This window comes from Tatumella terrea, assembly GCF_039523755.1.
GTDB classification, from domain to species: domain Bacteria; phylum Pseudomonadota; class Gammaproteobacteria; order Enterobacterales; family Enterobacteriaceae; genus Tatumella; species Tatumella terrea.
Genome location: NZ_BAAAFX010000013.1, coordinates 315,720 through 336,245, shown reverse-complemented (window position 1 = coordinate 336,245; position 20,526 = coordinate 315,720). Strand labels below are relative to the sequence as shown.

General features: G+C 54.7%; 22 protein-coding genes. 1 reads left to right on the top strand and 21 read right to left on the bottom strand.

From position 1 onward, the window contains the following. Positions 1–63: 63 nt before the first annotated feature. From rpoS to cysJ, 16 genes are all read right to left on the bottom strand, one after another. Complete coding sequence (gene rpoS / locus ABD035_RS09665) at positions 64–1,053, bottom strand: RNA polymerase sigma factor RpoS (protein WP_212714372.1); 990 nt, start codon at positions 1,051–1,053, stop codon at positions 64–66. A gap of 48 nt (positions 1,054–1,101) precedes the next feature. After that, complete coding sequence (gene nlpD, locus ABD035_RS09660; protein WP_343869684.1) at positions 1,102–2,262, bottom strand: murein hydrolase activator NlpD; 1,161 nt, start codon at positions 2,260–2,262, stop codon at positions 1,102–1,104. Between the two features lie 159 nt (positions 2,263–2,421). Then, positions 2,422–3,048: a protein-L-isoaspartate(D-aspartate) O-methyltransferase gene (locus tag ABD035_RS09655; RefSeq protein ID WP_212714374.1), complete on the bottom strand. Its 627-nt coding sequence runs from the start codon at positions 3,046–3,048 to the stop codon at positions 2,422–2,424. Further along, the gene (gene surE, locus ABD035_RS09650; protein ID WP_212714375.1) at positions 3,042–3,803 is read right to left on the bottom strand and encodes a 5'/3'-nucleotidase SurE; all 762 of its coding nucleotides are present in this window, start codon (positions 3,801–3,803) and stop codon (positions 3,042–3,044) included. The genes ABD035_RS09655 and surE overlap by 7 nt, the downstream gene beginning before the upstream one ends. Next, positions 3,784–4,833: a tRNA pseudouridine(13) synthase TruD gene (gene truD / locus ABD035_RS09645; protein WP_371813123.1), complete on the bottom strand. Its 1,050-nt coding sequence runs from the start codon at positions 4,831–4,833 to the stop codon at positions 3,784–3,786. Before truD ends, surE begins: the two co-directional genes overlap by 20 nt. Then, positions 4,830–5,309, bottom strand: coding sequence for a 2-C-methyl-D-erythritol 2,4-cyclodiphosphate synthase (gene ispF / locus ABD035_RS09640; protein ID WP_305803617.1), 480 nt, complete (start codon positions 5,307–5,309; stop codon positions 4,830–4,832). The genes truD and ispF overlap by 4 nt, the downstream gene beginning before the upstream one ends. Continuing rightward, a complete protein-coding gene (gene ispD, locus ABD035_RS09635; protein WP_343869681.1) occupies positions 5,309–6,025 on the bottom strand; it encodes a 2-C-methyl-D-erythritol 4-phosphate cytidylyltransferase in 717 nt (238 codons plus the stop codon). The genes ispF and ispD overlap by 1 nt, the downstream gene beginning before the upstream one ends. Positions 6,026–6,036: 11 nt before the next feature. After that, positions 6,037–6,354: a cell division protein FtsB gene (ftsB, locus tag ABD035_RS09630; protein WP_212714378.1), complete on the bottom strand. Its 318-nt coding sequence runs from the start codon at positions 6,352–6,354 to the stop codon at positions 6,037–6,039. 159 nt (positions 6,355–6,513) lie between these two features. Next, entirely contained in the window at positions 6,514–6,837 is a 324-nt protein-coding gene (locus ABD035_RS09625) for a DUF3561 family protein (protein WP_343869679.1), read from the bottom strand. A gap of 45 nt (positions 6,838–6,882) precedes the next feature. Beyond that, positions 6,883–7,488: an adenylyl-sulfate kinase gene (gene cysC / locus ABD035_RS09620; RefSeq protein ID WP_212714380.1), complete on the bottom strand. Its 606-nt coding sequence runs from the start codon at positions 7,486–7,488 to the stop codon at positions 6,883–6,885. Beyond that, positions 7,488–8,918 (bottom strand): sulfate adenylyltransferase subunit CysN, encoded by a 1,431-nt coding sequence (gene cysN, locus ABD035_RS09615; RefSeq protein WP_212714381.1) that lies wholly within the window; start codon positions 8,916–8,918, stop codon positions 7,488–7,490. The genes cysC and cysN overlap by 1 nt, the downstream gene beginning before the upstream one ends. Positions 8,919–8,928: 10 nt before the next feature. Next, entirely contained in the window at positions 8,929–9,837 is a 909-nt protein-coding gene (gene cysD, locus ABD035_RS09610) for a sulfate adenylyltransferase subunit CysD (RefSeq protein ID WP_212714382.1), read from the bottom strand. 11 nt (positions 9,838–9,848) lie between these two features. Then, entirely contained in the window at positions 9,849–11,261 is a 1,413-nt protein-coding gene (cysG, locus tag ABD035_RS09605; protein WP_212714383.1) for a siroheme synthase CysG, read from the bottom strand. 326 nt (positions 11,262–11,587) lie between these two features. After that, positions 11,588–12,319: a phosphoadenylyl-sulfate reductase gene (locus ABD035_RS09600; protein ID WP_343869674.1), complete on the bottom strand. Its 732-nt coding sequence runs from the start codon at positions 12,317–12,319 to the stop codon at positions 11,588–11,590. 11 nt (positions 12,320–12,330) lie between these two features. Next, complete coding sequence (gene cysI, locus ABD035_RS09595) at positions 12,331–14,043, bottom strand: assimilatory sulfite reductase (NADPH) hemoprotein subunit (RefSeq protein ID WP_212714385.1); 1,713 nt, start codon at positions 14,041–14,043, stop codon at positions 12,331–12,333. Continuing rightward, the gene (cysJ, locus tag ABD035_RS09590) at positions 14,043–15,851 is read right to left on the bottom strand and encodes an NADPH-dependent assimilatory sulfite reductase flavoprotein subunit (RefSeq protein ID WP_212714386.1); all 1,809 of its coding nucleotides are present in this window, start codon (positions 15,849–15,851) and stop codon (positions 14,043–14,045) included. Before cysJ ends, cysI begins: the two co-directional genes overlap by 1 nt. A gap of 274 nt (positions 15,852–16,125) precedes the next feature. Between cysJ and queD the strand changes: the two genes are divergently transcribed. Beyond that, complete coding sequence (gene queD, locus ABD035_RS09585; protein ID WP_025902604.1) at positions 16,126–16,494, top strand: 6-carboxytetrahydropterin synthase QueD; 369 nt, start codon at positions 16,126–16,128, stop codon at positions 16,492–16,494. A gap of 55 nt (positions 16,495–16,549) precedes the next feature. Here queD and queE read toward each other — a convergent pair whose 3' ends face one another. The 5 genes from queE to ABD035_RS09560 all read right to left on the bottom strand — a co-directional run bounded on the left by queE (position 16,550) and on the right by ABD035_RS09560 (position 20,504). Further along, positions 16,550–17,221, bottom strand: a complete 672-nt coding sequence (queE, locus tag ABD035_RS09580) for a 7-carboxy-7-deazaguanine synthase QueE (protein WP_212714387.1) — start codon at positions 17,219–17,221, stop codon at positions 16,550–16,552. A 103-nt stretch (positions 17,222–17,324) separates the two neighbouring features. Continuing rightward, positions 17,325–19,013, bottom strand: a complete 1,689-nt coding sequence (locus ABD035_RS09575) for a vWA domain-containing protein (protein ID WP_343869669.1) — start codon at positions 19,011–19,013, stop codon at positions 17,325–17,327. After that, positions 19,004–19,405, bottom strand: a complete 402-nt coding sequence (locus ABD035_RS09570; RefSeq protein ID WP_343869667.1) for a hypothetical protein — start codon at positions 19,403–19,405, stop codon at positions 19,004–19,006. Before ABD035_RS09570 ends, ABD035_RS09575 begins: the two co-directional genes overlap by 10 nt. A 12-nt stretch (positions 19,406–19,417) precedes the next feature. Continuing rightward, positions 19,418–19,996: a tight adherence pilus pseudopilin TadF gene (tadF, locus tag ABD035_RS09565; protein WP_343869665.1), complete on the bottom strand. Its 579-nt coding sequence runs from the start codon at positions 19,994–19,996 to the stop codon at positions 19,418–19,420. Continuing rightward, a complete protein-coding gene (locus ABD035_RS09560; protein WP_343869663.1) occupies positions 19,989–20,504 on the bottom strand; it encodes a TadE/TadG family type IV pilus assembly protein in 516 nt (171 codons plus the stop codon). The genes tadF and ABD035_RS09560 overlap by 8 nt, the downstream gene beginning before the upstream one ends. Between the last annotated feature and the right edge of the window lie 22 nt (positions 20,505–20,526).

The window sequence follows — 20,526 nt, the reverse complement described above, 5'->3', positions numbered from 1 at the left end:
CCTGTCGTGACAGGCTGCTCTCAGTTCATCCCTGAAAATGGTCCGTTACGCGATAACGTCCTGTTACTCGCGAAACAACGCTTCAATGCTAAGACCCTGTCCCTGTAAGATTTCCCGTAACCGACGTAAACCTTCCACCTGAATCTGGCGGACACGTTCACGGGTCAGAGAAATTTCCTGCCCGACATCTTCCAGAGTCGCGGCTTCATAGCCCAGCAGCCCAAAGCGGCGGGCCAGAACTTCACGCTGTTTCGGATTCAGTTCGTACAGCCATTTAACAATGCTCTGCTTCATATCATTGTTCTGGGTACGATCTTCAGGCCCGGTGTCATTGTCATCAGACAAAATATCCAGCAGTGCCTTATCCGAGTCTCCCCCTAACGGGGTATCAACAGACGTTATGCGTTCATTAAGCTTCAGCATCCTGCTGACGTCTTCAACCGGTTTATCCAGTTCCTCGGCAATCTCTTCCGCACTTGGCTCATGGTCAAGCATATGGGCCAGTTCTCTGGCAGTACGGAGATAGACATTCAGCTCTTTCACGATATGAATCGGCAGACGGATGGTCCGTGTCTGATTCATAATGGCACGCTCAATGGTCTGACGGATCCACCATGTCGCATACGTTGAGAAACGGAATCCACGTTCAGGATCAAATTTCTCAACCGCACGGATCAGGCCGAGATTCCCTTCTTCAATCAGGTCGAGCAGAGCCAGACCACGATTGCTGTAACGCCGCGAAATTTTAACCACCAGACGCAGGTTACTTTCGATCATACGGCGACGTGCTGCCACATCACCGCGTAAAGCCCGACGGGCAAAGAAAACTTCTTCTTCGGCAGTCAGTAGCGGAGAAAATCCAATTTCCCCAAGGTAGAGTTGAGTTGCATCCAGAACACGCTGAGATGCCGCCTGAGTCAGCTGCTCATCTTCTGTTACGTCATCATCTTTAGAGTCATTTGCTACTATTGCATTCTCATCAAAGGCTTCGTTGCCATTGTCGTCAAATGCATCTTCCTGTAACTCATTAACTTTAAGTGTATTTCGGTTCATCAATGGCTCCTCCCCTTATCCCGGACAGAGCCATCTCAGCCCTGCCTGTTATCGTTGCGGCAAATAACGCAACGGATTGACGGATTTCCCCTTGTAACGAATTTCAAAATGCAGCCTGACTGAGCTTGTCCCTGTGCTCCCCATCGTTGCAATTTTTTGTCCTGCGCTCACTTCCTGTTGTTCGCGGACCAGCATCGTGTCGTTATGCGCATAAGCACTCAGATAATCGTCATTGTGTTTAATGATGATCAGGTTTCCATACCCTCTGAGTGCGTTACCGGCATAAACCACACGACCTGCAGCAGTAGCGACCACAGGTTGTCCCCGTGAGCCGGCAATATCGATCCCTTTATTGCCACCTTCGGAGGCCGAGAAGCTATCAATAATTTTTCCTTCTGTCGGCCAGCGCCAGGTAGTGATTGGCGCGGAGCTGACTGAAGTACTGCTTGCGGTCGGTGGAGTGACCGGTGCCGTGATAGGTGCCGAAGCACTGCCCACTACCGGTGATCTCGACGGTAATAGTTTACTGCCACTATTAACGGTGCTGTTTGTTTCGTCACCCGAATCATCAGAATACGTAATAACTGGTTGCCGCGCAACCTGCCTGACAGAAGGCGTAGCCGATGGATTTACAGAAGGTTGAGAGGAATCAGCGATTGAAATGGCATTCCCTCCTGTGATTGGCTGTCCGGAGCTATTACCCACCTGCAATACCTGTCCCACGTGGAGGGAATACGGGGCAGCGACATCATTCCGCTGCGCCAGATCACGGAAATCATTGCCGGTGATCCAGGCAATATAGAACAAGGTATCTCCGCGTTTTACGGTATAGGTCGGTCCGTTGTAGCTACCTTTCGGAATATTCCCATACGTCCGATCGTACACAATATGTCCGTTTTCGGTGCGTACCGGAGCCTGAACAGGTTCAGCGGTACGCTGTATCGGTTCAGCCGTGCGCTGAACCGTACGCGTACTCATGCTATTCCCAGGGCCTGAGGGAACGGTACCGTTAAGGACCGGTGCTGCCGGCACCCGACCATAAGAGGCCGGTGCATCACTGGTATGCCCTCCGGCACTGCCGTTGATGGCAGAGATAGGCGCCTGGGTATTGTCACCGGAGCTACAGCCCACCAGGGTTATCGCCGTAATGGTTAAAACTGCCAGTCGGCGTAATGGAAATAATTGAAAAGTTGTGCTTCCCGTGCTCATCGTTCCCCCGGATAACAAAAGGAAGAGATATGACACCCTGCCGGCAGCAAGCCGTAAAGATCTGTACATCCCGGCAAGGGTCACTATAAAGGCGGGTGTCGCTGACTGTCCTGCCAGCGACACGCTGCGCGACCTGTTTTCGTTTAATTCATCAGCCTGTCAGGCTAAGTCACCCTGGATAAGGGGGACAAAACGCACAGGCTCGATCACATCATCAATATACTCATCGCCTGAACGCTGAATACGTCGTAATACCTGTTGTTCATCGCCCACCGGCAATACCATCACACCCTGCTCACTCAGCTGGCCGCATAACGCGGCAGGTATTTCAGGAGGTGCGGCGGTGACTATAATAGCATCAAATGGCCCGCGGGAAGGCCAGCCCAGCCAGCCATCACCATGGCGCGTCGAGATATTATGCAAATCCAGTTGCTTCAGTCGCCGTTTTGCCTGCCACTGCAGCCCCTTAATCCGCTCTACAGAATAAACATGATCCACCAGGTGGGCCAGGATTGCTGTCTGATAACCTGATCCGGTGCCGATTTCCAGCACCCGGGAATGCGGTGTCAGCCCGAGCAGCTCGGTCATCCGGGCCACCATATAAGGCTGGGAGATCGTCTGTCCGTAGCCGATCGGTAAGGCATTATTGTCCCATGCCTTATGTTCAAACGCTTCATCAATGAAATGCTCACGGGGGACATCAGTAATGGCACGTAAAATATGCTCATCATGGATCCCCTGTTTGCGCAGTTGCGCAAGTAACATTTCAATGCGTTTGTTCAGCATGGCAGCGCGACCTCAGCATGCTCCAGCCAGTCGGCCAGCTTTTCCTGAGCAGGATGAGCGGTCAGATCAGCATCCAGAGCGGTAATTGAGATATATCCCTCTTCGATAGCGGCAAAGTCGGTGCCCGGGCCAGCATCCAGGGTGCCGCCCAGCGGACCTATCCAGTAAATGGTCTCGCCACGGGGATCCTGCTGGGTGATCACCTGGTCGGCCGGATGCCGGCGTCCGCAGCGGGTGACCCGGTAGCCTTTAATGTCTGACAACGGCACATCCGGCACATTAATATTCAGTACCCGTCCGGTCCGTAAGGGGACGCGCTGTAATGCCTGCAGAATGGCACAGGCAGCGGCGGCGGCCGTTTCGTAATGACGTTGCCCGTTTAAGGAAATGGCCAGCGCCGGCAGCCCCAGATGACGTCCTTCCATTGCCGCCGCTACCGTTCCGGAATAGATCACATCATCCCCCAGATTCGGTCCGGCATTGATGCCGGAAACAACGATATCCGGCTTCGGGCGCATCAGCGTGTTAACGCCCAGAAAAACACAATCGGTCGGTGTGCCCATTAATACGGCAATATCGCCGTTGCTGTGGGTAAACGTCCGCAGGGGTGATTCCAGGGTCAGGGCATTGGAGGCCCCGCTCCGGTTGCGATCCGGGGCAACGACCTGCACCTCCGCCATTGTACGTAACGCACTGGCCAGAATCTGGATCCCCGGTGCGAACACACCATCATCATTACTCAGCAATATCCTCAATCACGCCTCCCTGGAGTAACAGTTCACGGACAACACTGGTCGCGAAACTGCCGGCCGGTAGCCAGAAATCCAGTTTCAGGGTGGCATCATCCTGCCACTGCCAGTGCATATTTTTCGGGACCACCAGCATCGCTCTGCGGGCCGCATCGGTTTTTTCTTTGCACAACAAGGCACAGAGCCCGGGGTTCTGGTCCAGGATTTGCTGTTCAAACCGTTTTGCGTCTTCCTGCGGACCGGCGTCACCGCGGCCAGCCAGCGGTGCCGTCAGGCGGAGTTCATGGCGGCAGACACGCTCCTGCACGTCTTCCCGTTCATCGTCTTTGACGACAAACCAGCTGCCGCGACCGGTCAGTTGCACACAATCACCGCGCATCAGCGTCTGCAGGTCACCCTGCGCCGCCAGTCGTGCGCTGGTGACCTGATTAAACATAGCACTTCGTGCAGCCGAGAGCAGTAAACTGCGCTTATTCCGATCGCGGACCGTAATTTCCCCACAGGCCCACTGGGTGACCATGGTCAGGTTGTGACCGTCACGGCCGAATCGCTGCTCACCAAAGTAGTTGACGGCTCCGGCCTCAGCAATCAGTGCCAGTCGCTGTTCCGCTGCCTGACGATCGCTGATGTCACGCAGGATCAGGCTGAACGCATTCCCGGCCAGTGCCCCGGTCCGGATTTTGCGTTTATGCCGCGAAACCTGCAGAATTTCACAGCCTTCCAGCTCGAAGCCACTCATATCGGGCATCTCTTTGCCTGGCAGCCGTAGACAGAATGTCTGTTCGGTCACCGCATGACGGTCTTTCATGCCGGCAAAACTGACCTCGCGGGCCGGTATTTTCAGATAACGGGCCAGGGCATCGGCCACAAACCGTGTGTTGCATCCGGTTTTACGCAAACGCACCAGCAGTTGTTCCCCTTCGCCATCCGGCTGATATCCCAGGTCTTCTGTTACCCGGAAATCATCAGCGGTGGCACGGATCACCCCGGAAACCGAGGGCCGGCCGTGCAGATACAGCAGTTCACTCATTTTCATCGGTCAGCTACCGTCAGAAGGGCCACCGCCTCACAGGCAATGCCTTCTCCACGACCGGTAAACCCCAGCTTTTCTGTCGTGGTGGCTTTTACATTGACCTGGTCCATATGGCAGCCGAGATCTTCAGCAATGTTAATACGCATCTGAGCGACATGGGGCAGCATCTTAGGTGCCTGGGCAATCAGAGTGATATCGACATTGCCGATGTCATAGCCTTTCTGACGAATGCGGGACCAGGCTTCACGCAGCAGTCCGCGGCTGTCAGCGCCTTTAAATGCCGGATCCGTGTCCGGGAATAATTTGCCGATGTCCCCCATCGCCACGGCGCCTAATAAGGCATCGGTCAGGGCATGTAAAGCAACATCACCATCAGAATGGGCAATAAACCCTTGCTCAAAAGGAATTCTGACCCCGCCAATGACCAGCGGGCCTTCTCCGCCAAAGGCGTGAACATCAAAACCATGGCCGATACGCATCATGCGTTCTCCTCTGTCTGCCTGCGGGTTAAAAAGAAATCTGCCAGCGCCAAATCTTCAGGGCGGGTGACTTTGATATTATCACTGCGTCCCGGGATCAGTCGGGGATGGTACCCGCAATACTCCAGCGCCGACGCTTCATCGGTGATAGTGGCCCCGTCATTCATCGCCTGAAGCAGGCACTGCTTCAACAATGCTAACGGAAATAACTGGGGGGTCAGCGCATGCCATAGCGCCTCGCGATCGACCGTATGCTCAATCGCATTCCCCTCATGCAGGGCGCGTTTCATGGTGTCAGAAACCGGCGAAGCCAGAATCCCCCCGACCTCACTGTCAGCCGTCAGCGTCAGCAGACGTTGCAGGTCGTCCGGATGCAGGCAGGGCCGCGCGGCATCGTGCACCAGTACCCATTCCGTGTCGCCCGCCGCCTGCAGCCCGGCATAGACCGAATCTGCACGGGAGCCGCCTCCGGTAACCGTTATAATACGCGGGTCAGACGCCAGCGGTAACCGGTGGAACTGGTCATCATCCGGGTGCAAAGCCACCACGACTTTACTGACAGCAGGGTGGGTAAATAAAGAGGCGATACTGTATTCGAGCAGAGTACGCTGACCGAGAGTCATGTACTGTTTCGGACGATCGGACTGCATCCGGCTGCCGATACCGGCTGCCGGAACTACAGCAATCACATCCGGAAGGGATACGGTGCTTGTCATTGTTGTCGTTTTTATCGTTGTTGGTTTGACACCGCAGATTGTGCAGTGCGTTTATTTTGCTCTGTTACCAGACGATAGAAAGTTTCACCGGGACGAATCATTCCCAGCTCATTACGTGCCCGCTCTTCAATAGCTTCCGAACCTCCGTTCAGATCGTCTATCTCCGCGAACAACTGATCATTGCGCGTTTTAAGTTTGGCATTGATTGCCTGCTGAGCCGCGACTTCCTGATTTACCGTGGTGTAATCATGAATACCGTTTTTACCCAGCCACAGCGAGTATTGCAGCCAGCCAAGTAAAATCAGTAACAATATTGTCAGTTTTCCCATCCCCGCCCCCTGAAAAACCGCTCAATCATCCCATAACTTTCGGCAGGACTCCACTGCGGGAACCAAAATGTCGTATTTTTCATGAAAATTCTGTAATAAAAATGCTGTCTTAACCGCAGCAGTATGGCTTTTTTGCAGAAAAGATCCTCAGGACAGGCCCTAATTCCAGCCGGCAAGGAAGGAAAATAACACCCAGAAAAGAGAAATCACAATCAGAAGCGTAAATACCAGGGTCAGTAGCAGACGACGGTTAAGCCAGATGCAGAACGCAATCCCGACAATGACTGACACCGGTAATAATGCCAGAAAGAACGGCCAGGTATACATAAAGAAGAACAATACACTGGCACCAAAGTAGAAAAATGGCGTTGCCAGCGCAAATAAATACGCAAAAAAACCAATAATTCCCCCGGAAAGAGAGGCACCGCTGCCCTCTTCCGGCGGAACTGATTGTCTGGCAAGCAATGAAGTGACGTTCTGCATATCGATCCTGTATTCGGTTACAGGGCAGCAATTCGCCCTGTCATCTCAAAGATCGATAATATCTTTCCTGCGTAACAGATCGATGATTTCGTCACTCAGTTTTGTAACGAATTGTTCGCCATCAAGATGCAGTTCAGGCTGCTCAGGGGCCTCATAGACCGCATCAATGCCGGTGAAATTGGTCAGCTCTCCGGCACGGGCTTTACGGTATAACCCCTTCGGATCCCGCGCCTCACAGACGTGCAGCGGGGTATCCACAAACACCTCAATAAACTGATCCCCGTCCAGTAATTCCCTGACCATCTGCCGCTCACTGCGGTGGGGGGAGATAAAGGCGGTCAGCACCAGTAATCCGGCATCGGCCATCAGTTTTGCCACTTCACCGACCCGGCGAATGTTCTCTTTCCGGTCTGCATCGCTGAACCCGAGATCGCGACACAGGCCGTGACGGACATTATCGCCATCCAGCAGGAAGGTATTGACCCCCTGCTGAAATAACTGCTGTTCAACCGCATCGGCCAGGGTCGATTTCCCCGACCCTGACAGCCCGGTAAACCAGACGACGGCGCCACGATGACCCTGTCGCTGCTGGCGATCCTCCCGCGTAATGCTGTGAGGATGCCAGACCACATTCTCATCATGCTCAGCCATTAACGGCCTCCGGAGAGGTCACGGGCACCCCAGTGCGGGAAATGCTTACGGACCAGCGCATTCAGTTCGCGTTCAAACTCGCTGTACTGATGGCCGGAGGTCGCCTCTGCCTCATCACGTAATGCGGAGATCATCCCGGCACCCACCGTCACATTACTCAGACGGTCGATAAAAATCAGTCCGCCGGTGACCGGGTTGGCCGTGTAGGGGTCGATCACTAACGGTTCATCGAAGGTCAGAACCACTTTACCGATACCATTCAGCGGTAATTCATCAACCGCCGCCGTCTCCAGGGTGTTGATATTGACCTGGTGAACAATATGGTCCACGGTCGCCCGGGCCTGCTTACCGGCGACTTTAATGCCGTAGGTTTTTCCGGCGATCAGCGGAGCTTCCGCCATCCAGACCACATCGGCCTCGGCAGATTGCACCGGCTTCAGGGTTTCCTGTGCATCGACCAGTAAATCACCGCGGCTGATATCCACTTCATCACTCAGGACCAGCGTAACAGCCTCCCCGACCGATGCTTCCTGCAGGTCGCCGTCAAAGGTGACAATCCGGGCAATGGTCGAGCACACCCCGGAAGGCAACACCTTGACGGCCTGCCCGGTACGGACGGTGCCTGAGGCCAGAGTCCCGGCATACCCGCGGAAGTCCAGATTCGGGCGGTTCACATACTGCACCGGGAAACGCATCGGTTGATCAACGGTCGGCGGCACGATTTCCACCGTTTCCAGAATCTGTAACAGCGAAGGCCCGGTGTACCACGGCATATCCTCGCTGCTGATGGCGACATTATCTCCGGTCAGTGCAGAAAGGGGCACAAAACGGATATCCAGGTCGTCCGGCAGCTGGCTTGCAAAATCCAGGTAATCCTGACGAATATCATTGAAGACCTGTTCACTGAAATCCACCAGGTCCATCTTATTCACCGCCACCACCAGGTGTTTGATCCCCAGCAGGGTTGAGATATAGCTGTGGCGCCGGGTCTGGTCCAGTACCCCTTTCCGGGCATCGATCAGCAAAATCGACAGATCACAGGTCGATGCGCCGGTCGCCATATTCCGGGTGTATTGCTCGTGTCCCGGGGTGTCGGCGATAATAAATTTACGTTTTTCGGTAGAGAAATAACGGTAAGCCACATCAATGGTAATGCCCTGCTCACGTTCCGCCTGCAGCCCATCCACCAGCAATGCCAGATCCAGCTTTTCGCCCTGGGTCCCGTGACGCTTACTGTCAGTCTGCAGTGATGAGAGCTGATCTTCATAGATCTGACGGGTATCATGCAGTAACCGGCCGATCAGGGTACTCTTGCCGTCATCGACGCTGCCGCAGGTCAGAAACCGCAGCAGACTCTTATGTTGTTGTGCGGTCAGCCAGGCTTCCACTCCGCCCTGAGCCGCAATTTCCTGTGCTAATACTTCATTCATGGCAGTGTCCTCAGAAATATCCCTGGCGTTTTTTGAGTTCCATAGACCCGGACTGATCACGGTCAATCACCCGGCCCTGGCGTTCGCTGGTTGTGGAAACCAGCATTTCCTCAATGATCTCCGGCAGTGTTTCCGCCTGTGATTCGACGGCACCGGTCAGTGGCCAGCACCCGAGCGTACGGAAACGCACCATGCGGTTTTTAATTTCCTCTCCGGGTTTGAGATCGATACGGTCATCATCAATCATCATCAGCATACCGTCACGCTCCAGCACCGGGCGTTCAGCGGCCAGGTAAAGCGGCACGATTTCGATGTTTTCCAGGAAGATATATTGCCAGATATCCAGTTCCGTCCAGTTAGACAGCGGGAACACGCGGATACTTTCGCCTTTGTTGATCTGCCCGTTGTAGTTGTGCCACAGCTCAGGACGCTGGTTTTTCGGGTCCCAGCGGTGAAAACGGTCACGGAAAGAATAGATACGCTCTTTCGCACGGGACTTCTCTTCGTCACGGCGTGCGCCGCCGAAGGCTGCATCAAAACCATACTTATTCAGCGCCTGTTTCAGGCCTTCGGTCTTCATGATGTCCGTGTGTTTGGCACTGCCGTGAACGAACGGGTTAATTCCCATCGCGACCCCTTCCGGATTGCGGTGAACCAGCAACTCGGCACCGATCTCTTTCACGGTACGGTCGCGGAACTCGTACATCTCACGGAATTTCCAGCCGGTATCCACATGCAGCAGCGGGAAAGGCAGTTTGCCCGGATAGAAAGCTTTCCGGGCCAGATGCAACATCACTGAGGAATCTTTACCAATGGAATACATCATCACCGGGTTGCTGAACTCGGCAGCCACCTCACGGATGATATGAATACTCTCTGCCTCAAGCTGACGCAGATGAGTCAATCGTTTCTGATCCATACAACTTTTCCTCAAACAGAAGGGTTCAGCCGCGGGTCGTCGTCGACCTGCGATGATGAAGTTTGAAACCAGGCAAGCTGATCCTGTAACAGAACCACCTCACCAATAACCAGTAATGCCGGGGAAGGAGCCTGCCGTGCAAGCTCACCCAGTCCGGCCAGAGTGCCTTTACTGACCTGCTGATCCGCTCGGGTGCCGCGACTGATAATCGCCACCGGCGTCTGTGGCTCCCGGCCATGAGCAATCAGCTCGCGGCTGATGGTCTCCGCATTCATCGCCCCCATATAGATAGCCAGCGTCTGACGCGCCCGGGCCAGAGAAGGCCAGTCAAGCTCGCTGCCCGGCTGGCAATGTCCGGTAATAAAAAGCACACTCTGCGAGTGGTCGCGGTGCGTCAGCGGGATCCCCGCATATGCCGTCGCCCCGGAGGCCGCCGTGATCCCGGGGATCACCTGAAAAGGAATGCCGGCCTCTGCCGCAACCTGTAATTCTTCGCCGCCACGACCAAAAATAAACGGGTCACCGCCTTTCAGGCGGACCACCCGTTTACCTTCCTGCGCCAGCCGGACCAGTAACCGGTTGGTCTCTTCCTGGATAACCAGGTGCGCCCCTGCCCGTTTACCGACACAGATACGCTCCGCATCCCGGCGGGTTAACTCCAGGATCTCGTCACTGACCAGATAGTCATACAGCACGACATCGGCCAGTTGCAGCACCTGTAACCCGCGCAGGGTCAGAAGTCCGGGATCTCCCGGGCCGGCACCGACCAGATAAATCTCCCCTTTCGGGGTGCTGTACTGCTGCAGTTCCTGCTCTGCTATTTTTTCTGCTTCCTGCTGGCGGCCGGCCGTGACCAGCGCCGTGAAACGTCCGCCGAACAGGCGTTCCCAGTAGTAGCGCCGCTGGGTGACATCCGGTAAATGTTGCTTTACCCGGTCCCGCCATTCCCCGGCGATCCTTGCCACCTCGCCGAGACTTGCCGGCAGCAGAGATTCCAGTTTTTCGCGCCAGAATCTGGCCAGTACCGGAGCTTTCCCGCCGGAAGAGATCGCCACCACCAGCGGTGAACGGTCGACAATCGAGGGAAAGATAAAGCTGCAACGCGCCTGATCATCCACCACGTTGACCAGCTTCTGCCGGTGCTCTGCGGCGTCATACACCCGCTGATTCAGAGCATTGTCGTTGGTTGCCGCAATCACCAGAAACACCGCATCCAGCTGCGTCTCAGCAAATTCTGTCGCCAGCCAGGTCAGTTGTTGCTGCTGACGCAGGGTTTCCAGCTCTTCACAAAGCTTCCGCGCGACCACAAGCACCTGCGCGCCGGCGCGATTGAGCAGACTAATTTTTCGTGCAGCAATGTCCCCGCCGCCCACCACTAATACGGGCCGGCCACGAAGCTCTGCAAATAGAGGAAGGTAATCCACGGTCACCTGGTTGTTATTTACTTAGAATAATAATGACTATACGACTGCCACGGCAGGTTTGAAATGTCGATTTGGAATGAGCAGTAACCTAATGGAATATGCAAAGCTTATGCGTATTCTTAATAAGCCCCGTTACTCCCCGTTCCGGCAGGCTGTTTAGCGCAGAAGAAGCGGGCAGACTCCGCCGTTCCGGCCGGATTTTTCGGCAGGAAAAATTAATTTAACTCATTAATCCGCAGACTAAAGGGCATTGCCTGAACAGGCGATCCGCCAGCGACAGAACACAGAAACGCTGCACGACACCGGGAGTCCCGTGCAGCAACCGCTTAACCTTCGTGCAGACCGCACTCACGTTTCAGACCAAAAAAACGTGTTTCTTCTTCGGCCATACCAGGCTCCCACTTGCGGGTGGTATGGGTATCCCCCACCGACAGATAGCCCTGGTCCCATAACGGGTGGTAAGACAGCCCGTGTTGTTTCAGGTACTGATAAACCTGGCGGTTATCCCAGTCAATGATCGGCAGAATCTTAAATACGCCGCGCTGGACAGAAAGTACCGGTAACCCGGCACGACTCTGCGATTGTTCACGGCGAAGTCCGGCAAACCACGTCGATGCCTGCAGGGTTTCCAGGGCGCGGTTCATCGGCTCAACTTTATTGAGCGTATTATACTTTTCGATACCCTCAACGCCCTGCTCCCAGAGTTTACCGTAGCGGGCCTCCTGCCATGCCGGGGATTCGGTAGCACGAAATACCTGTAAATTCAGCTGCAACTGATCCGTCAGACGGTCAATAAACTGATAGGTTTCCGGGAACAGATACCCCGTATCGGTCAGGATCACCGGGATATCCGGTCGCTGACGGGTCACCAGATGCAGACAAACCGCAGCCTGAATCCCGAAACTGGAACTGAGCACCACATGACCTGGCAGATTCTCCAGTGCCCATGCTACCCGCTGTTCTGCGGTCAGCGCTTCCAGTTGCTGATTAACCCCGGCCAGCGCCTGCTGCTGTGCTGTTTTGTCCAGTGCATTCAGTTCGGATAACCTGAGAGACATAACTACCTCCGTTATTCCCAGAAATCACGGGCAGGATCGAGAACCGGTCGGATAATCCCCGCCCGAATCACATAATCGCCGAACCCTTCGTCCGCCTGACGTTCGGTGGCCCAGCGGCCTATCAGTTCATCCAGTACCGACAGAATTTCCTGCTGATTAATATTTTCACGGTACATGCGCGGAATACGCGTACCGATACGGTTGCCCCCGAGATGAAGATTATAGCGGCCGGGGGCTTTACCGACTAAGCCGATCTCTGCCAGCAGAGCACGACCACAGCCGTTCGGACACCCGGTCACCCGCAGGACAATGTGTTCATCGCCCACCCCGTGACGGGACAGAATAGTCTCCACCTCATCCACAAACGCCGGCAGGAAGCGTTCGGCTTCGGCCATTGCCAGCGGACAGGTCGGGAAGGCCACGCAGGCCATGGAGTTTTCACGCTGCACACTGACCGATTCCATCAGGCCATGTTCACGGGCGAGATCTTCGATGATCTGCTTTTGCGACTCCGCCACCCCGGCCACGATCAGGTTCTGATTAGCCGTCAGGCGGAAGTCGCCCTGATGGATCTTCGCGATTTCCGCAATCCCGGTTTTCAGCGAACGGCCCGGATAGTCCAGTAAACGGCCATTTTCAATAAACAGGGTCAGGTGCCATTGATTATCGATCCCTTTGATCCAGCCAAAACGATCGCCACGGGTGGTAAATTCATACGGACGGACAGGTTCAAAACGGATCCCGGCACGTTTTTCGACTTCGGCTTTAAAAACGTCAACCCCGACCCGTTCCAAGGTATATTTGGTCTTGGCATTTTTACGATCGGTCCGGTTACCCCAGTCACGCTGGGTGGTCACCACGGCGGTGGCGACATCAAGCGTTTTATCCAGCGGCAGGAAGCCGATTTCGGTCGCGGTACGGGCATAGGTCGCTTTGTTGCCGTGGTCAATGGATAATCCACCGCCCAGCAACAGGTTGAATCCCGCCAGTTTGCCGTTTTCGGCCACTGCCACAAAGTTCATGTCATTGGCATGCAAATCAACGTCATTGTTCGGCGGAATGACGACCGTGGTCTTAAATTTACGCGGCAGATAGGTCTCACCGAGGATCGGTTCTTCATCGGTAGTCGCTACTTTTTCCTGGTCCCACCAGATTTCCGCATAGGCACGGGTCCGGGGTAACAGGTGCTCAGAGAGACGTTTTGCCCATTCGTAGGCTTCCTGATGTAATTCCGACTCGACAGGGTTCGACGTACAGAGCACATTACGGTTCACGTCGTTTGCCGTCGCCAGAGCATCGAGCCCGGCTTCATGCAGCATCTGATGCGCCGGTTTGACGTTTTTCTTCAGGATCCCGTGGAACTGGAAGGTCTGACGGTTGGTCAGACGGATGCTGCCATAAATGGTTTTATCGGTGGCAAAACGGTCAATCGCCAGCCATTGCTGCGGGGTGATAATCCCGCCCGGCAGACGACAACGCAGCATCATGGCATGACGCGGTTCCAGTTTCTGCGCTGCACGGCTGGCACGGATATCGCGATCATCCTGCTGATACATGCCGTGAAAACGGATCAGCAAAAAGTTATCGCCGCGGAATCCGCCGGTCAGACCGTCGGACAAATCATCGGTAATGGTGCCGCGCAGAAAATGACTCTCTTTTTTCAGGCGCTCGGCATCCGTCAGTTTGCCTTCGACCACTAACGGTCCGGGATTTTTATCACTCATTAGTACACATCTCGCTGGTAACGGCGCGCCACGCGCAGCTCACTCAAATATTCGTCGGCAGCATCGCTGTCCATCTGCCCCTGTTCGGCAATGATCTCAATCAGGGCCTGTTCAACATCCTTCGCCATCCGGCTGGCATCGCCACAGACATACAGATGCGCACCTTCCGTGATCCAGCGCCAGACTTCGGCCCCCTGCTCACGAAGTTTATCCTGCACATAGATTTTTTCCTGCTGGTCACGGGACCAGGCCAGGTCGATACGGGTCAGCAGGCCATCTTTTACATATTTCTGCCATTCGACCTGATAGAGAAAGTCCTCGGTGAAGTGCGGGTTACCGAAGAACAGCCAGTTTTTACCCTCTGCGCCGTCATTGTCCCGCTGCTGGATAAACGCACGGAAAGGAGCAATGCCGGTACCCGGGCCAATCATGATCACCGGGGTCTGCGGGTTTTCCGGCAGACGGAAATTATCGTTATGTTCGATAAACACCCGCACCTCGCCATCTTCTTCCAGCCGGTCAGCCAGGAAGCCGGAGGCTCCGCCGCTGCGTTCGCGGCCTTCGATGTCATAACGGACAACACCGACCGTGATATGCACCTCATCTTCGGCCTCGGCCTGAGAAGAGGCAATCGAATAGAGGCGTGGCGTCAGCGGTCGTAACAGTTCTGTCAGTTGCTCTGCCCGTAATTCCACCGGGGCATGGCGGACCATATCGACAATCGGCCACCGTTGCGCATAGGCCTGTAACGCGGCCTTATCCCCGGCCATCGACAGTAATTCACTGTGCCCGGAGAGATGGGCATATTTTTCCACGATCTGCGCGGTATTAACCGTCAGTTCAAAATGCTGTTGCAAAGCCGTTGCCAGAGGCAATGACTGACCGCCAACACTGACCTGCTGCTTTCCGTCCAGCCATAATAATCCCAGCAGTTCTTCCACCAGTTGCGGGTCATTCTCAAACCAGACGCCCAGTGCATCCCCTGGCTGATAACGCAGGCCGGAACTGCCAAGGTCTATCTCCAGATGACGGATATCTTTCTGCGAATCATTGCCGGTGATTTTCTGGCTGACGGCCAGCGACGCGACCAGGGGTTGTTCTTTGGTATACGGGGTACTGTCAATTTCGTCGCTGGCACCACTGGCCGCCTGTGACACTGCCGTGTCGGAGACCGCCGGTAACCGTTGCTGCAGTAATGCCACAATCTCCTGACGCCACTGATCGGCTGTCGCCTGATAATCGACATCGGCATCACCCCGGGTCAGCAGTCGTTCTGCCCCCAGGTCAGCCAGACGCTGGTCAAAGTCTTTACCGGCCTGACAGAAAAACTCATAGGAACTGTCGCCCAGGCCAAACACCGCAAACGCCGTCGCTTTCATTTCCGGGGCTTTTTTCGACATCAGGTATTTATGTAAGGCCACAGCCTCTTCCGGCGGTTCACCTTCCCCCTGGGTCGAGGTCACTACCAGCAGCCATTTTTCCTGAGCGATTTGCTTAAACTTATAATCGCCGGCATTCACCAGTGAGACAGCCACGCCGGTGGTCAGCAAGTCGTCCCGTAACTGCTCCGCCAGTCGCCTGGCATTGCCGGTCTGTGACGCGGAAATAATGGTCACGGTCGGCGCCGGAGCAGCCTGCGGAGTTGCAGAGACAGCAGGGGCAGCGGCGACCGGCGTATCGCCGCTTAACCGTCCCCAGAAATAACCGGAAAGCCAGGCCATCTGGGTCGCAGAAAAATCCTGCGTCGCAGCCTGTAATTGGGCGAGTTGTTCTGCCGAAAGCGGAAGCTGTGGGGCCTTGTTGGTCATTGCGTTTCGTAGTCCAGTATCAGCGGCGAAAAATAGAATCAGAGAATGTAAGGTTAACGGAGAGAGTATGCCCGTTAAAGACAGCTTATGCATATCACATAACCAAATTGCCTAACGGGTTTTATCACTATTATTAACCAGTAAAAGTGGTAAGAGATAAAGGTTTGTTAGCTGCCGGCGACGTGACGTGGTTAGAGGGGGGAATATCAGGGAAAAGTGTGAGAAATGCCGGGTTTTGCGGTAGAATCTGCGGCTTTTACATCCGGGAAGAATTATGTCAGTTACTACACTCTTTAAAGAATTTCAGTTCGAAGCCGCTCACTATTTACCCCATGTCCCGGACGGACATAAATGCGGACGCCTGCACGGGCACTCTTTCCTGGTCCGGCTGGAAATCACCGGGGAAGTGGACCCGCATACCGGCTGGGTAATGGACTTTGCCGAACTGAAGGCCCGCTTCAAGCCCCTGTATGAACAGCTGGATCATCACTACCTGAATGAGATTGACGGTCTGGAAAACCCGACCAGCGAAGTGCTGGCGGCCTGGATCTGGCAGAAAATGAAGCCGGAATTACCTTTGCTCAGTGCGGTGATGATCAAAGAGACCTGTACCGCAGGCTGTGTCTATCGCGGACAGGCTTAACACAGAAAAGTACAGACTCACCGATGCCGGCTATCCTGAGACCGCCGGCTCCGGGTCAGGCAATGTTCAGATACTTATGTGTCTGCATCGATAATCGCCAGTTGCGGGCAATACACGCAGAGATACAAAGCTCCGTCGCCTCTTTCTTACAGCTGATCGGCTGCAGCGCAATAATACGGGACTTATCGTCCTCAACCTGCGCCAGCAACTGCTCCAGAGCTTCGATATCCCGTTCGCGGGCCACCGGATGTTTGATCTCATCCGCACGGATCAGCGCCGGGGTCAGCACATCATAGCCGCCGCGCATATTTACCTTCGGTGAAACGGTGACCCAGGTGTCTTCAGAACACTGGATCGGGTGCGTACCGCTGGTTTCAATCTGGCAGCTATAGCCAAAGGCTTCCAGCGCGGTAGTCAGCGGCCGCAGATCATAGATGGCCGGTTCGCCTCCGGTGATCACCACGTGGCGTGCCGTCCATTGCTGCTCGCTGATAATTTTCAGTAGCGTCAGCGGTTCAGCATTGCCCCACTGCTCGCTTTCGGCCGTCTTCACCAGAATATCCCCGACCGGGACCTCTTTGTCGGCGAATTTTTCCCAGGTATGCTTGGTGTCACACCAGCTGCACCCGACAGGGCAGCCCTGCAAACGGATAAAAATGGCCGGAACACCGGTATAAAAGCCTTCGCCCTGAAGGGTTTGAAACATTTCGTTAATCGGGTACAGCATCACTTGCTCAATTATGACAAAAGATAATCGACCATTATTACAGATCTGCCGCCGCAGATCATGTCTGATCCTGCGGCGACCGCACGCGGTGATCGCCGCAGGATCAGTCCACCGCCAGGTGACCGGTTTCATCACTAATGATCCCTTTAATCAGTTTGATCAGCGAGTCGCTCTGCGTTGCGGTTTTTGCCCGGGCGCTGCCGGTACAATTATCGGCCCAGTATTTCACCCGGCTGACGGCATTATTCGTGGAGACGTAGTAGAACTCGACTTTGCTGGTCCGGGTCTGCGGACGGGCCAGCAGCCCCTCTTCAATTTTTCGACACAGATTGTAGGTTTTAAGGTACTTATCGGTCACTTTTTGCGGATGAAGATTATCGTAACCGTCCGAGATCATAATAAACACCTTACGCCGGTTGGTGCCTTCCATCATCACCGGCACCGAGCGCACCAGGGCCGTGGACAGATGGGTCCAGCCGTAAGGCTCCATTGACTGAAATTCGTGCAACTTACCGGCATCCCCCGTCAAAGGGATAAGCCAGGCTTTCGGTGCCCGGTTCACCATATTGTTGGTTCGCGAATTCCACCACCCTGCCTGACGACACATATGGTTATACCCCCAGGAATAGGTGCCATCCAGCGGTGTCAGTGGCATGGGCATCGTGATAATGGCCTCATCAGAGAACATTTTTTCGAGGGTTGCCGGATAATCGATAGCATCGTCGTGTTCGATGGTATAGGTGGAGAGTTGCTTATATTGGGTCTTTGCCGCACGGAGATATTCCCGCTGAATAATCTCCTGTGACCTTTCCGAAAATATATCTTCATCCGGGTAACGCGTGTCATAACAGCTGTACTGATACTTCCCCGTTTTCTGACCGTAACTGCTGTTCGTCCGGCACCAGGCCGCCTTCATCGATGTATCACCGACGGCGGGCGACGATGCCGCCACATAGCCTTTGTAATAATTGTAGCGCGCCTCATCCATCAGATAATTTTGGCGGTTCAGCGCCTGATAGGCAGAGGTCGTTGCCGTGCGTTTATCGGCCCAGAAAGCATAATTTACCTTCCACTCCTCTTTCGGGACAAAAAGCACGCTGCAACCGAGATTGGCTCCGCCACGGACATTTTTACCCGGTAATTTGACGACCACACCGGTACTGAACGGAACAATCGCAATGCGGGATTCAGGGCTGGCGGAGACGACATAATTGGTTATCTCATAAAAGACACGCTTCAGCATCCGCATCGGGGCACCGGCCTGGGAGGCCGAAAAGTCGACCACAAAAACATAGTCAGCCGGTTTCGATATGTATTTTTTTACATGGCCCTGACCGGCACTGAGCGTGTAATCATTACTGTTGCCGGTCACGGTTTTGTAGCTGAACAGGTAAGGCAGGTCCAGGGAGACCGCCACATTGTAATAGGTATAGCGGATATCCGAGGAGGCCTGATTAAGATCCTGATCGACGGTGAAGGCGATCTGCGGCGAGCCTTTCATCGCCGGGAAATAGTATTTCATCCACGCGGTGACCAGCACTTTAGCGGCGGCGATTTCTTCCCGCCCTTCGGCGGTCCGGTTGTCATTGACAAGGGAGGATGCCGATACCGCCAGTGACGCCTCCGAGGCGGCATCGGCCATTCTGGCTTTACTGGCCAGTCCGGCAGCACTGTTAATACCCAGCGACAGCAAGGCAATCAGGATCGGTAACAGGATAGCAAAAGGAACGACCAGCACGCCCCGCTCACCGGCCAGGCAGGAAATTAACGCTCTCAGCTTTTTTATAAACATTTCCGTATGTCTTCCGCGGTAGTGAGGTGATAGAAGCGCCGGGATTTCCCCTGCTGGCAGAATAAGGCGGGTAATGACAGCGGCCGGTATTTTGCCACCCAGATACCGGACGTATCCCGCAGGTATCGGGCGGCCCCGGATAACGCCGGCCCGTCGGGGGCAATATCGATCAGCGTGACTTCCAGCTGACGTGACAGCGTGCGACTGTAATAGAGTTGCCGGTTAATCTCCCGCGCCAGCCGGTGTTCTTTCCCCTGCTGCGTGTTAAGGAAAATAATGGCCTGTTTTTTCTGCCCGTCCCTGCTTTGTGCGGCCTCACTGCCGGAGGGGAAGGCTCCCGTCAGCAGTAACAGCGCACAGAGTATGCCCGGCAATCGCGTAATAAGTTTCATGTTGCTCCCTGCTTAGCGTGCCAGCACGATATTACTGACCGTGATGGTCTCCGGTAAGGCGCCGGTGCGGCGTAACAGTGCAGACAGACTGCCCCGCGGAGCCGGAATACTGAGAGACACCTGGTAGAGCGGTATCCAGCGACCACGAATGCTTAACGGGGAGAGTTGCAGGTTCGCCGTCAGGGCCGGTGCATTGACCTCACATCGGGATTTTCCTGCGCTGGCTTTCTGATATTTATCGACCTGCCGGGTGGCGGAGTCTTTAAAACTGACGCTTTCCAGCCGGACACAGAGCGAGGATGCCGTACTGTCCTGTGCCAGAAATTTTGCCAGTGAAGCCAGCTCCGTCACTTCACTGCTGCCGGGCGTTTCCTGGCCGTTATATAAGGTATTACGCTCACGGATAACGGCCGCCAGAGAGTAATTGATCCGCTCCGCTTTGCTGCGGGCCATTATCCAGAATCCGTAGTCCATGGCGGCGACGGTGAGTACCGACAGAAAGACAAAGATAAACGCCGCCTCCACCACCACGGAGCCCTGCGGGTTACGGACAAATGCCCCGATGCGCTGCCTGACATCCATATCATTCATTCCCTGATTCATATTCCTGCACATACAACAATTGGCGGGAAAGGTAATTATCCAGCGAAGCAAACAGATTATTGACGGCGCTATTGCCGGTGAAGGTAAATAACAGCGGACGATAACGATAGCGGGCCGAATACAGGGCCAGCGGGACGTTCCGTCCATCCGAACTGCTGCAGTTGCCTTTCATCGCCGCGCTGACCGAGCTGCAATAACGTACCGTCAGGGTGAAATTACTGGCATCAATAAACATCTTCCAGAAACTGCTCTGCTGACGGATATTACTGGCAAAGATATCCGTGTAATTACTGTCCCGGCTCTCGGTACGGGAGGTGATTCTGGCGGCTTCGGATAAGGTGAGATCGATAGTCGCTGATACGTAGACGAAACGGTTTACCTCGAAGAAGAGGAAGATAAAGAAAATAAAAATAATAAAGATAAAGGAGAACTCAATGGTGATCACTCCCTGTTCTCCTCTGACCCGCCGCCCTAATGCCCTGATGCTTTTTTTCATCGTCCATCCTTTACTGCGTCTG

What these genes read in the sequence shown, in the direction of transcription:
- rpoS (WP_212714372.1), bottom strand. Translation starts at nt 1,053, where the DNA reads ATGAACCGAAATACACTTAAAGTTAATGAGTTACAGGAAGATGCATTT.
- nlpD (WP_343869684.1), bottom strand. Translation starts at nt 2,262, where the DNA reads ATGAGCACGGGAAGCACAACTTTTCAATTATTTCCATTACGCCGACTG.
- ABD035_RS09655 (WP_212714374.1), bottom strand. Translation starts at nt 3,048, where the DNA reads ATGCTGAACAAACGCATTGAAATGTTACTTGCGCAACTGCGCAAACAG.
- truD (WP_371813123.1), bottom strand. Translation starts at nt 4,833, where the DNA reads ATGAAAATGAGTGAACTGCTGTATCTGCACGGCCGGCCCTCGGTTTCC.
- ispF (WP_305803617.1), bottom strand. Translation starts at nt 5,309, where the DNA reads ATGCGTATCGGCCATGGTTTTGATGTTCACGCCTTTGGCGGAGAAGGC.
- ispD (WP_343869681.1), bottom strand. Translation starts at nt 6,025, where the DNA reads ATGACAAGCACCGTATCCCTTCCGGATGTGATTGCTGTAGTTCCGGCA.
- ftsB (WP_212714378.1), bottom strand. Translation starts at nt 6,354, where the DNA reads ATGGGAAAACTGACAATATTGTTACTGATTTTACTTGGCTGGCTGCAA.
- ABD035_RS09625 (WP_343869679.1), bottom strand. Translation starts at nt 6,837, where the DNA reads ATGCAGAACGTCACTTCATTGCTTGCCAGACAATCAGTTCCGCCGGAA.
- cysC (WP_212714380.1), bottom strand. Translation starts at nt 7,488, where the DNA reads ATGGCTGAGCATGATGAGAATGTGGTCTGGCATCCTCACAGCATTACG.
- cysN (WP_212714381.1), bottom strand. Translation starts at nt 8,918, where the DNA reads ATGAATGAAGTATTAGCACAGGAAATTGCGGCTCAGGGCGGAGTGGAA.
- cysD (WP_212714382.1), bottom strand. Translation starts at nt 9,837, where the DNA reads ATGGATCAGAAACGATTGACTCATCTGCGTCAGCTTGAGGCAGAGAGT.
- ABD035_RS09600 (WP_343869674.1), bottom strand. Translation starts at nt 12,319, where the DNA reads ATGTCTCTCAGGTTATCCGAACTGAATGCACTGGACAAAACAGCACAG.
- cysI (WP_212714385.1), bottom strand. Translation starts at nt 14,043, where the DNA reads ATGAGTGATAAAAATCCCGGACCGTTAGTGGTCGAAGGCAAACTGACG.
- cysJ (WP_212714386.1), bottom strand. Translation starts at nt 15,851, where the DNA reads ATGACCAACAAGGCCCCACAGCTTCCGCTTTCGGCAGAACAACTCGCC.
- queD (WP_025902604.1), top strand. Translation starts at nt 16,126, where the DNA reads ATGTCAGTTACTACACTCTTTAAAGAATTTCAGTTCGAAGCCGCTCAC.
- queE (WP_212714387.1), bottom strand. Translation starts at nt 17,221, where the DNA reads ATGCTGTACCCGATTAACGAAATGTTTCAAACCCTTCAGGGCGAAGGC.
- ABD035_RS09575 (WP_343869669.1), bottom strand. Translation starts at nt 19,013, where the DNA reads ATGTTTATAAAAAAGCTGAGAGCGTTAATTTCCTGCCTGGCCGGTGAG.
- ABD035_RS09570 (WP_343869667.1), bottom strand. Translation starts at nt 19,405, where the DNA reads ATGAAACTTATTACGCGATTGCCGGGCATACTCTGTGCGCTGTTACTG.
- tadF (WP_343869665.1), bottom strand. Translation starts at nt 19,996, where the DNA reads ATGAATGATATGGATGTCAGGCAGCGCATCGGGGCATTTGTCCGTAAC.
- ABD035_RS09560 (WP_343869663.1), bottom strand. Translation starts at nt 20,504, where the DNA reads ATGAAAAAAAGCATCAGGGCATTAGGGCGGCGGGTCAGAGGAGAACAG.